We start from the raw sequence: 12,163 nt of genomic DNA on the forward strand, positions 1-12,163 counted from the left end.
GAGGAAATGGGGCTTGTGAATGAAACAGGAAGCTGAACGCTGGGGTTTGTTTGAATTGGAGCTGAACGGGCCTTGCAGCGGCAATCCATTTGTGGATGTTGACCTGACCGCCGAGTTTAAATACAACAACCGCGTGCTCCGGCCAGATGGTTTCTATGATGGCGAAGGACGCTATAAAGTCCGTTTCATGCCTGACACCGTGGGGACTTGGACATATATAACCCGCTGCAACATCGCGGAGCTGGATGGTATCAGTGGAGAATTTGTCTGCGTGGAAGCTGGAGAAGGTAACCATGGGCCGGTACGTGTGAGCAATCAATATCATTTTGCCTATGCGGATGGCTCACCACATTTTTCCTTCGGCACCACTTGCTATGCCTGGACTCATCAGAGGGAAGAACTGCAGGAACAGACCCTGGCAACGCTGAAGTCCGGGCCGTTCAATAAAATCCGCATGTGCATTTTCCCCAAGCATTATGACTATAATCTGGTTGATCCAGCGGACTATGCTTTTCAGGGCTCTGTATCCGGGGGCTGGGACTTCCGCAGATTTAATCACGTCTTTTTTGCCAATCTGGAGCGGCGTATTCTGGATTTGCAGCAGCTGGGGATTGAGGCGGATATTATTCTTTTCCATCCGTATGACCGCTGGGGTTTCTCCTCAATGGACCGTGAAAGTGATGACTTCTATTTGCGTTATGTCGTTGCACGGCTGGCGGCTTTCCGGAATATTTGGTGGTCGATGGCCAATGAACATGATCTGATGCGGGCGAAAAAAACGGAAGACTGGGATCATTATTTTCAGCTGGTGCAGGAGCTTGATCCATACCAGCATTTGCGTTCCAATCATAACTGGCAGGGCTTCTATGATCACGGCAAACCGTGGGTGACTCATTGCAGTATTCAGCATCCTGATCTTCTGCGGGTCAAGGAATGGCGCAATACCTACCGCAAGCCGGTACTTGTTGATGAATGTTGTTATGAGGGCAATATCAACCATGACTGGGGCAATATCACAGCCCAGGAGCTAGTGCGGCGTTTTTGGGAGGCGGCGGTGCGGGGCGGATATGCCGGACATGGCGAAACCTATGTGCATCCCGGCGATATTTTATGGTGGTCTCATGGGGGAGAACTTCACGGGGACAGTGCCGAGCGGATCTCCTTCCTCCGCAGTATCATGGAGGAGGGACCTGAAGAGGGTATCGACCCGCTCCCCATGCCCATGCTGGATGGAGGTGCAGGGAAGGCAGGCGAATATTATCTCTATTATTACGGCAATCAGCGGCCGGCTTATAAGAAGCTGATTTTGCCACCCGATCATGATTACCGGCTTGAAATTATCGATACGTGGAATATGACCATCACTGCTGTGCAGGAGCTAGTAAGAGGAGACTACCGCATCGAGCTGCCTAATAAGCAATATATGGCCTTACGGATTACTGTAGTGAATTAGCCCAAGGACCTCCATTGCTTGCGGTAAGTAAGCGGAGTGCAGTCTTCGCATTTTTTGGATTCTGTACATGGATAGTTATCAAAGAAGCCTGCATGCGCATTTGTGCTTGCAGGTTTTTTTAAAAGATAAGAATTTATATGCTTCACGCTATAAATTATCCTTCTATTTCTCGCTGAAACGGATACCGTCCTTTTGAGGACGGCGAAGCCGTTTCCACTTGTAGTGACAATATAAATGATCCCGTTATCATTTAATGCCGACTCGATCTATAATAGTCATCGGTTTTTGCTTATTTCTTCGATGAATCCTTTAACTGCCGGATCTCTTTCTGCCGCTGTTCGTACCGCTTGAGAATATTCGGTATTGCCTCCTCACGTGCCTTTTGAAGCCGTTCCTCTGCCAGAAGCTCCAGCTGTTCTTTCTGCTCCGGGCTTACCTTGTACACATTCGCCGTGATGACCCCGGTTGTTTCAAACTTTGACACGAACTTCCACCTCCACATTTTGGCTTTCGTTAGTGTTCTTATTGTATCATAAGCACTCCCTCGTCAACGACTCCTGTAGCAGTGATATACATTCGTTTGCTAGCCTGAAGCTTATCACAGCGTTTCATTTCATATTTTTTATTTTGCTGAAGTTTATAATCAACATAAATATAAAACGATTTATTTTAATATAAAATTCTAATTGACTAATTGTCGATTGTACAGTTAAAATAAAACCGTTCAAGCCGACTTATGATATTTTAGTTTTAATTTATCTAAAATAAACTAAACCTTACGGCAGAACATTTTTTTAATGACTACATGAAAGCGTTTTATTTGTAGGTGATAAAAGGGGAGGTGCCGCATACCAGAAAGTAGTCCGCTAATTTCCTGATATTGTAATCGCAAGGCCAGGCATGACTATTTTTTAGAATCGGAGGATCTCACATTTGAACAAGATGACTGGCAAGCTAACGTCTTCGTTTCTTGCGCTGCTGCTGCTTGTACCTTCGCCGATCATGGCGGCTTCCGGGACTGTGAACGATAACAGCAAGGCGGGGCAGCTTACCGCCAAAATCTCAGCGCCTGACTATACAGGCCACTGGGCACAGGATGATTTTCAGACATGGGTAGATAATGGTCTGCTCACGGGTTATGGGAACGGTGTTTATAAACCGGAGCAGAACATCACCCGCGCAGAGTGGGTTTCACTTGTAGGCAGAGTATTTAATCTGCAGACTCTGAGCGAGAGCAGGTTTAGTGATGTTGCGGAAGGAAGCGTTTATTATAACGATGTTATGAAAGCGGTATCAGCCGGTTTTTTGTCGGGTTACAGCGACGGAACCTTCCGTCCCAACCAAACGGTCAGCCGTCAGGAAGCGGCCGTGATGCTGTACCGGTTGTTCCAGCTTGATGCTTCGGCCGCTGCTACAGCGCCGAAGGATGCCGCGGAGCTGCCGGAGTGGAGCAGGGAAGCTGTACTTACTTTGCTGGGAGACGGTTTCCTCAGCGGGTATGAGGATGGCAGCATTAAGGGGAAACGAGCGGTAACGAGAGCTGAGGCACTACGGTTAATCAGTAAGCTGTCCGGGAAAATCATCCTTAAGAGCGGAACCTACAGCGATTTGACTGCCCGGAATGTTATTGTCAGCACCGCCGGAGTGGAGCTCAAGAACGCCAGCATTGCGGGCAACTTGTATCTCACCGAAGGCATTGCTGAAGGGGACATTACCCTCGACAACGTAAAGGTCGAAGGCAAAATAGTTGTCACTGGCGGCGGTGAAAACAGCGTTGTCATGAGCAATTCAACGGCTTCCAGGCTGGTGGTGAACAAAAAGAACGGGAAGCTGCGCGTCATAGCCAAAGGCAGCAGCTCTGTAACGGACGTCATTGTTCAGTCCGGCGTCAAGCTTGAGGAGGATGCAGCTGCAACCGGGACGGGCTTCAGTAAAATTACAGTGGAACAGACGTTGTCCAAAAATTCGGTGGTACAGCTTAGCGGCAGCTTCGACTCGGTAGTCGTGAATGCACTGGGTGAGCCGACATTGGTATTAAACAGAGGCAGCATCACGGACATGACGCTTAACGGTAAGACGGGACTGCGTGTGGAAGCGGGCACAGAGATCAAAAATCTGAAGGTCGGCGTGAAGGAGCAGATTACTGTCCAAGGCAGCGGCAAAGTGATTTTTGACCCGGCCTACAGTTCCCTGATCAAGCTGGAAACACCAGCGGCAACGGCAACGGCTACGGCGACTGCGGGCAGCTGGGGAGGGACCCCGATATCACCGACAGCGACACCAAGTCCGATGCCAAGTGCGACACCAAGTGTGACACCAACGCCGTCACCAACGGCGACACCGGTGGTTTCGCCGTTGGTGACCGCGCCGGTGTTCAGCAATGTATCTGTGCATGATCCCTCAGTTGTGAAGGACGGCGATACGTATTATGTCTTCGGTTCGCATATCGAGGCGGCTGAGTCGCAAGATTTGATGAATTGGAGCACTTTCACCAACGGCTATAAAACGCCGGATAATGTACTCTACGGTGATCTTTCCGCGAATCTGGCGGAATCCTTCGCCTGGGCCGGGGAGAACGATTCCGACAGCAAAGGCGGTTTCTCCGTTTGGGCACCTGATGTTTTCTGGAATACGGACTATGTAAACGAGGATGGAACCAAGGGCGCTTATATGATGTATTATTCCACTTCCTCCACCTATATTCGTTCAGCCATTGGCTACGCCGTTTCGCAAAATATTAAAGGACCTTACACCTACGGGGGAACCGTGCTGTATTCCGGCTTCACGGCAGGCGAAGCTTATGATGCGAACAGTGATGTTAACAAAAAATGGACGAATACCAACATTCAGGCGCTGATAGATGATGGAACACTGGAGGCAATGAATCCGGCCTGGTTTAATACCGACGGTACGTATAACAATAAAATGTACACAAACGCCATTGACCCTACGCTGTTCTATGACAAGGACGGCAAGCTGTGGATGACCTACGGATCATGGTCGGGCGGGATTTTCGTGCTGGAGGTTGATCCTGCAACCGGGGGGCCAAAGTATCCCGGAGAAGACGGGATGACAGCGGACGGCAGAATCATCGACCGCTATTTTGGAACCAAAATCTCGGGAGGCAATTATAAATCCGGTGAAGGCCCGTATGTAATGTTCGACAAAAAGACTGACTACTACTATCTGTATGTAACCTATGGCGGTCTTGCGGCAGATGGCGGCTACAGTATGCGGCAGTTCCGTTCGAGCAGCCCAAGCGGACCTTACAAGGATGCAGCAGGGCAGGATGCTGTGCTCACCACAGATGGTGACCACTCGGCATACGGCAACAAGCTGCTGGGCAACTTCCTGTTCACCAACGTGAATGGCGATCCGGAATTCCCGGTCTATGGCTATGTCTCATCCGGCCACAATTCGGTATATTACGATGAAGACAGCGGGAAGACGTTTAACTTCTTCCATACCCGGTTCCCTTACCGGGGCGAAGCTCATGAGCTTCGCGTACATCAGATGTTTATGAACGAGGACGGCTGGCCGGTGGTCGCGCCGCACCGTTACTCCGGCGAAACTATCGGCAAAGTAGCGGCGGAAGACATTGCCGGTGCCTACCAGTTTATCAACCATGGCAAGGATATCAGTGCCAAAATTAAATCAAGCGTTGGTATTGAACTCCTGGCAGACGGAACCATTACAGGACCGGTGACCGGGACCTGGAAACTGAAAGACGATTATTATGCTGATCTGCTCATCAACGAGACACAGAACGGCACTGCGGTTAAACGGCTGTACAAAGGTGTATTCGTCAAGCTGTGGGATTCCACGCGCCAAGATCATGTCATGTCCTTCACCGCCATGTCAGATCAAGGTGTTGCCGTCTGGGGCAGTGCGCTGGAAACACTAAGCGATGAGCAACTGGTGGCTAATGCTACAAGCGGCCTGACACTTGGTAACACAAGTAAAGTGTACAAGGATCTAACCCTGCCGAGCGAAGGTGTACGCGGTATTGTGATTTCCTGGTCTTCGTCCAATGAAGCCATTGTTGGAAATGACGGGAAGGTAACACGGCCGGAGGCCGGCAGCGGTGACACGTCTGTGGAATTGACAGCTACGATTCGGCTTGGCAATGCGACTGCTACCAAAACCTTCACAGTAGGTGTTGTAGCACTTAGCGGCAGTCAACTGGAGGATGGTTTAGTTGGCGCCTATGACTTTGAGGGCAATCTCAAGGAAAGCGGCGGACGGCTTGAAGCGGGGACGGTAACGGGGAAGCGGGTGAACAACACCGGCGGTACGGTCACTTATGTAAGCGGTGAAGACGGACAGGCAGCTCAATTAGATGGCAGCTCCGGCATCCGTTTGCCAAACGGTCTGATTTCCGGAAGCTCTTATACCGTGGGCATGTGGCTGAATCCGGATGAATTGACGGCCTTTACGACTGCGTTCTTCGGAGCGGAGTCCGATACGAACTGGATCAGTCTGCTTCCTTACGGTAACGGTGTCGCAACCACCCGGCTGTGGTTTGGCAGTGAGGCCTGGATGGATGCGGATACAGGCCTGCAGATTAAGGCGGGTGAATGGTCTCACGTGGCCTTTACCAACGATGCCGGTACAGTCAAAATGTATGTGAATGGTGTGCTGAAATCGACGAAAAGCGGATTTACCAACGTATTTACAGATGATTCCGGCGTGTTTGCCCTCGGCGTCAACTATTGGGATATCCCGTACAAAGGTCTGGTTGACAAGTTCCGGGTCTATGAAAAAGCATTGTCAGAGGAAGCCGTGGGCTGGCTGGTGAATGGTGAGCCGGAAACGGATACGAAGGTGACCTCGATATCCTTCGGTACAGCAGTTCAACAAGTAGCTGTAGGCAACAGTTATACCCCGGTGGTCAGCATACTGCCTGCCAATGCCGGCAACCAGCAGCTGGAGTGGAGCTCAAGCACTCCCGAAGTCGCAGTTGTCGATGCAGTTACAGGTGTAGTAACGGCTCTGAAGGTCGGGGATGCAAGTATTACTGCAAAGGCGACAGATGGCAGCACGGTTACGTCCAGCTATCAAGTGAAGGTTACAGACGGGAAAATAGCATATTATGCGTTTGACGGCAATTTGCAGGATTCGCTGCAGCTGTCTGCGGCGGGCAAGGTAACTGGTGACAAAGTGGACAGTGCAACGGTCGGCAGTATTACCTATGGGACAGGTGTTGCCGGACAGGCGGCTGTCTTCGATGGTGCATCCGGGATCCGGCTGCCTGACGGGCTTTTGAACAGCAGCACCTACTCTGTCTCCATGTGGTTAAATCCTGCGCAGCTGACGGATTTCACTACCGCCTTTTTCGGTGCAAGCACCACGGACAGCTGGATCAGCCTGGTCTTGCAAAATGCCGGCGGACAGACGCTGCTGTGGTCAGGAACGGCCTGGTATGATGCTTTGACCGGTCTGCTAATCCCGCTGAATGAGTGGACACATGTCGCTTTTACAGTGCGTGAAGGTGAAGTCAAAGTGTACATCAACGGATCGGAGAAATTCTCCGGCACGGGTTTCCCGGATGTGTTTACCAATAAGAATGCCGTGTTTACTTTGGGCATTAATTACTGGAATCCACCGTTCAAAGGATTAATCGACGAACTGAAGGTCTATAGCAATACGCTTTCGGCGGAAGATGTGCTGGCAGAGTACAATCGGAACAGTAATTAACAATTAACAGACATTTGCAAATAATAGTAACCCGAAAAGAGGGAGAACCGGAAGCCGTTAAGGCTTGGGTACTCCCTCTTTTTTACGGTAAGGGGCTGGAGCTATAACCATTTCATTGCCCATACCTCCACATGGCAGAGTGCTGCTCCAAGCTCCTGCCCTTTTTCCGTTAACGAATACTCCGTTTTTACGGGGCGGTCCGGGATGACCACACGATTTAGCAACCCGCACTCTTCAAGCTCCTTCAAGCGTTCATTCAGCATTCGTTTGCTTAAATCAGGGATGATGGCATGCAGCTCGCTGAAGCGCTTGGGCCCCTCCATTAAAACGTGGATGATAAGATTAACCCATTTCTTCCCGATGATATGATAGGCTTGTTCCACCTTGGCGAGCAACGGTTTGAAATCCTGCTTCATTGCCTTTCCCACCCCTCACAGTTATTATTAATATCCTCCTTACTATAGCATAGTAAAAAGTTCGTGAAAATAAGTACTTTTCGTAAATGTCAGAATGAGGTTGACGAATACTTTTTGCAGTCGTATGATGGGTGTTATAAAAGTTTGCGAGTAATAATAAGTAACCTAATAAACATTTGACAACAACGGGAGGAATGAAAGTGGAATCATCAACCTTTGTACTTTTTGGCGCCACAGGAGATTTGGCAAAACGTAAAATATACCCTGCATTATATAACTTGTTCGCAGATGGCAAGCTTTCCGGTCCTCTCTCGGTCATTGGTCTCGGCAGAAGAGAGCTCAGTAACGAAACCTTCCAGGCGCAAGTGCTGGATTCGCTGCGCACCTTTTCCCGGCGGAAGGTAGAAGAATCGGCGGAGCTGCAGGATTTCCTGCTGGCTTTTGAATATAGCGTGCTGGACGTTGGACGTCCGGAGGATTATAAAAAATTGCTGGCGCATGTGCAGCGCCGTGAGGAACTGCTGAACATTCCGGAGAACCGGATGTTTTATTTGTCTGTAGGTCCTGAATTTTTCGGGCCGATTGCCGGCAACATTAACACAAGCGGACTCGGTGACACCAAAGGCTGGAAACGCCTGATCATCGAGAAACCGTTCGGCAGAGATTTGAAATCGGCGCGGGAGCTGAATGACAGCCTGAATGCAGCTTTTACAGAAGAGGAAATCTTCCGGATCGACCACTTCCTGGGTAAACCGATGGTTCAGAATCTTGAAGTGCTGAAATATTCGAATCCGGTGCTGAGAGCGTTGTGGCAGAACCGCTATATCGCTAATGTTCAGATTACAGCCGCTGAGACGGTTGGGGTAGAGGAACGGGCAGGTTATTATGACAAAGCCGGCGCTCTGCGCGATATGTTCCAGAACCATATGCTGCAGCTGCTGATGATGATGGCGATGCAGCTTCCCAAGGGCAGTACGCCGGAAGATGTCCGCAGCAAGAAGCGGCATGTGATCCGCTCGGTGCGTCCCTTGCTGAAAGAAGATGTGGACCGGCATGTGGTCCGTGGACAATATGCTGCTGGTGAAATCCGGGGCAACGAGGTAGCCGGCTATACTTCCGAACCGGGTATTGAAGGTTCTTCGCAGAATGAGACTTATATCGCGGCCCGCCTTTGGATTGATGATCCATTATGGAGTGAGGTGCCGTTTTATATCCGTACCGGTAAACGGATGAAAGAGAAATCAACAAGAATCGTTATAGAGTTCAAAGAACCGTTTAATGATTTGCATAACAAAAACAGAGGGAAGCTGGATCTTGATCCTAACCTGCTGGTGATCGAAATCGGTCCCGGCGAAGGTATCTCACTGCAGCTGAACACCAAAAATCCGCGCCAGCACGGGCAGCTGGAGCCGGTCAGCATCAAGCATGAATCCGGCAATCCGGATCTGCCGGAAGCTTACGAGAACCTGATTTACGATGCTTTGCTTGGAGATGCTACTTTCTTTGCCCATTGGGAGGAAGTCGAGCTGTCCTGGCAGTGGGTTCAGCCGATTATTGAAGCCGCTGAGGAAGGCACTCTGCCGCTTCATTCGTATGCAGCGGGTTCCTACGGACCGGATGCGGCCGATGAGCTGCTTGGAGAGGATCATTGGTGGTTGGATGAAGAGCTCCCTGCGGAGCAGCAAGAGCCGAATGATGTTCATGAGACCGATCCTGTGGCCATCCGGCCGGGTGCTTGATTAAGCCCTTTGTAACTAATTGCGCACTTGGTTTTATAAAATCCAATTAATAATTTTCGGAGGGATATCTAATGAAAGTAGGATTAGTCGGTTTAGGGAAAATGGGCTTCAATCTGGGCCAGAACCTGCTGGAGCATGATCATGAAGTTGTAGCGTTTGATGTGAATGCCGCTGCGGTGGAGGAGATGGGTTCTAAAGGTGCAGCTATGGCGAAAAGTCTCGCCGAGCTTGTTAATAAGCTGGAAACCCCGCGGGTTGCCTGGATTATGGTTCCGCATCAGTTTGTCGATTCTGTTATTGCTGAGCTTACACCGCTGCTGTCTAAAGGCGATATCATTATCGAGGCCGGAAATTCACATTACAAGGAATCGATCCGCCGCCATGAGGCGTTGAGCAAGGAGGGAATCTATTTCCTGGATGCAGGAACCTCCGGAGGGATGGAAGGCGCCCGCAATGGCGCTTGCTATATGATTGGCGGAGACGAGGAAGCCTGGGCAGTGGTCGAACCGCTGTTCCGTGATACGTCTGTGGAGAACGGGTATTTGTACGCCGGAAAGTCCGGCAGCGGCCACTTCCTGAAGATGGTGCACAACGGGATTGAATACGGCATGATGGCTGCAATCGGCGAAGGTTTTGAGGTGCTGGAGAAAAGCGGTTATGACTTCAACTTTGAAGAAGTTGCCCGCGTGTGGAACAACGGTTCCGTCATCCGCTCATGGCTGATGGAGCTGATAGAACGCGCCTTCTCCAAAGACGCCAAGCTGGACGAGATCAAAGGGATTATGCACTCCTCGGGTGAGGGCAAATGGACGCTGGAAACGGCATTTGACCTGCAGGCAGCGACACCGGTCATCGCCATGGCGCTGCTGATGCGCTACCGGTCGCTTGAAACCGATACGTTCACCGGCAAGGTGGTCGCCGCACTGCGCAACGAATTCGGCGGCCATGCAGTGGAGAGCAAATAAGAAGTTCTGGAAGCACATAGGATAACAATAGGCAGCAAGACTTAATACCATCGCGGTATTGGGGCTTGCTGCTTTTTTGCAATGCAAACAGGTTAAGACCGCCAGAGAAATGGCATGAACGGACAATTTCCAGAGAAGAAGGGTCGATCTCTCGGCAATATTCCTGTACTATATAAGAAATGCTCCGACAACAAGAGGAAATGGTGATATCGAACATGGTTAATTTATTGGATGTTTTGAAAAAGGAAGTAGTTCCGGCGGAGGGATGTACGGAGCCGATCGCCGTCGCTTATGCAGTCTCCTTAGCAGCGGAGCTGGTTCAGGAAGAAATCACGTCGATTCAGCTGTTTCTTAGCGGGAATATTATTAAAAATGCTATGGGGGTAGGTATCCCCGGTACCGGACAAAACGGTCTGCCCATTGCAGCTGCCTTGGGGGCGGTGATTCACCGGTCCCATAAGAAGCTCGAGATATTGTCAGGGCTGTCCCAGGCAGAGCTTAGTAAAGCCAACGAGATCATTGACCGGAAGCTGCTTGAAGTGGAGCTGAAAAACACGCCCGAGAAACTGTATATTGAGGCGCGGGTACACAGTGAGAGCCACACAGCTACAGCGATTATTGCCAAAGAGCATACGCATGTGATCTTTCTGTCCAAGGACGGGATCGCACTTGATCTGCCAAAAGACAAGGCGGATTGTGAGGGATCCGAGGAATTGGACCCTGAGGTTTATGCGGTTTCCCTGGACGGGATTTTTGAGTTCGTCCGGACCGCCGATTTTTCCAGCCTTCAGTTTCTTTTGGAAGGTGCGGTAATGAACAAGGCCATCTCCGATGAGGGATTACGGGGAGATTACGGACTGCAGGTGGGTAAAAAAATGTTGCAGCAATCGGCGGTCAATCTGTTTGGCAATGATGTGGCCAACAAGGTTATCGCTGCTACGGCTGCAGCCTCCGATGCGCGGATGGACGGCAGTGCAATGCCGGTGATGACAACGGCAGGCAGCGGGAATCAGGGCATAGCGTGTACGCTGCCGGTGATTGAGCTCGCCCGGCTCATGAACAAAGACGAGGAGACGCTGGCGCGGGCACTGGCCCTCAGCAATCTGATCACCGTCCATGTCAAACATTATATCGGGCGTCTGTCCCCGCTATGCGGATCGGGCATCGCAGGCGGAGTAGGGGCCAACAGCGGGATCATCTATCTGATGGGCGGGAGCCTGGAGCAGATTAAGCACGGGATACAGAATACGATAGCCTCATTGTCAGGCATGATATGCGACGGTGCGAAATCCACCTGCGCGCTGAAAATCTCCACAGCTACCAATGCAGCAATTCAGGCAGCTACACTGGCCATGAACAATATTTCGCCCACCGATAGGGATGGGGTGATTTTTGAAGAGGTGGAAGATACGATCCGCAACATGGAGAGGCTGGTCCAGGAAGGCCTTGCCGCAACGGATACGACAATTCTTAACATCATGCTGTCTAAGGGAGAGGTAATGTAATCAGGCAGATTGGGTAGGTAGTGAGACGAGGCTGCTGTTTTGACGTTTTAGATGCTGTGAATGGGTGGCTGATGTGACTGATGTGAGAAGTGTGACTGATGTGAAAGGCGTGATTAACGTGAATTGATGCGACTGATACGACTGACGCAACTCATGCAACTGTTGTCTAAGCTCAAACGATACAGCATTCTGCGTTACCAGACCGGCTAACGGACCGTAAAGCCGCTATTCTATAATAATAGGCCGTAATGTCTTTCTTACGGACCGTATAGCCGTTATTCCCGGAAAAAACGGCGAAATGGCGCTGGGAATGAAAAATAACATCTCTGGAGTCCGCTATGTGACCGGAAACAAGGTATTTTCCGAAATAACGTCACTGGAGTCCGGT

General features: G+C 50.5%; 7 protein-coding genes. 5 read left to right on the forward strand and 2 right to left on the reverse strand.

Going from position 1 to position 12,163, the window contains the following annotated elements; genetic code table 11:
• Positions 1-19 precede the first annotated feature (19 nt).
• Positions 20-1,453 (forward strand): DUF5605 domain-containing protein, encoded by a 1,434-nt coding sequence (locus AC3WT9_RS01955; protein WP_341093887.1) that lies wholly within the window; start codon positions 20-22, stop codon positions 1,451-1,453.
• Between the two features lie 289 nt (positions 1,454-1,742).
• Here AC3WT9_RS01955 and AC3WT9_RS01960 read toward each other — a convergent pair whose 3' ends face one another.
• Positions 1,743-1,937, reverse strand: a complete 195-nt coding sequence (locus tag AC3WT9_RS01960; RefSeq protein WP_341093886.1) for a hypothetical protein — start codon at positions 1,935-1,937, stop codon at positions 1,743-1,745.
• A 458-nt stretch (positions 1,938-2,395) separates the two neighbouring features.
• Here AC3WT9_RS01960 and AC3WT9_RS01965 point away from each other — a divergent pair, with 458 nt between their 5' ends.
• A complete protein-coding gene (locus AC3WT9_RS01965) occupies positions 2,396-7,150 on the forward strand; it encodes a LamG-like jellyroll fold domain-containing protein (RefSeq protein WP_492407479.1) in 4,755 nt (1,584 codons plus the stop codon).
• 101 nt (positions 7,151-7,251) lie between these two features.
• Here the strand turns inward: AC3WT9_RS01965 and AC3WT9_RS01970 are convergent, their stop codons facing one another.
• Positions 7,252-7,566 (reverse strand): winged helix-turn-helix transcriptional regulator, encoded by a 315-nt coding sequence (locus AC3WT9_RS01970; RefSeq protein WP_341378890.1) that lies wholly within the window; start codon positions 7,564-7,566, stop codon positions 7,252-7,254.
• A gap of 200 nt (positions 7,567-7,766) precedes the next feature.
• On the opposite strand from AC3WT9_RS01970, the gene zwf reads away from it, so the two are divergent.
• The 3 genes from zwf (at position 7,767) to AC3WT9_RS01985 (ending at position 11,775) form a co-directional block, all read left to right on the forward strand.
• Positions 7,767-9,305 carry a glucose-6-phosphate dehydrogenase gene (zwf, locus tag AC3WT9_RS01975; RefSeq protein WP_341378889.1) on the forward strand — a complete coding sequence of 513 codons (1,539 nt, stop codon included), beginning with the start codon at positions 7,767-7,769 and terminating at the stop codon, positions 9,303-9,305.
• Positions 9,306-9,376: 71 nt separating this feature from the next.
• Positions 9,377-10,270: a phosphogluconate dehydrogenase (NAD(+)-dependent, decarboxylating) gene (gnd, locus tag AC3WT9_RS01980; protein ID WP_038593194.1), complete on the forward strand. Its 894-nt coding sequence runs from the start codon at positions 9,377-9,379 to the stop codon at positions 10,268-10,270.
• A 215-nt stretch (positions 10,271-10,485) separates the two neighbouring features.
• A complete protein-coding gene (locus AC3WT9_RS01985; protein ID WP_341378887.1) occupies positions 10,486-11,775 on the forward strand; it encodes an L-cysteine desulfidase family protein in 1,290 nt (429 codons plus the stop codon).
• Positions 11,776-12,163: the final 388 nt, after the last annotated feature.

This window comes from Paenibacillus sp. EB106-06-01-XG199, assembly GCF_058791575.1.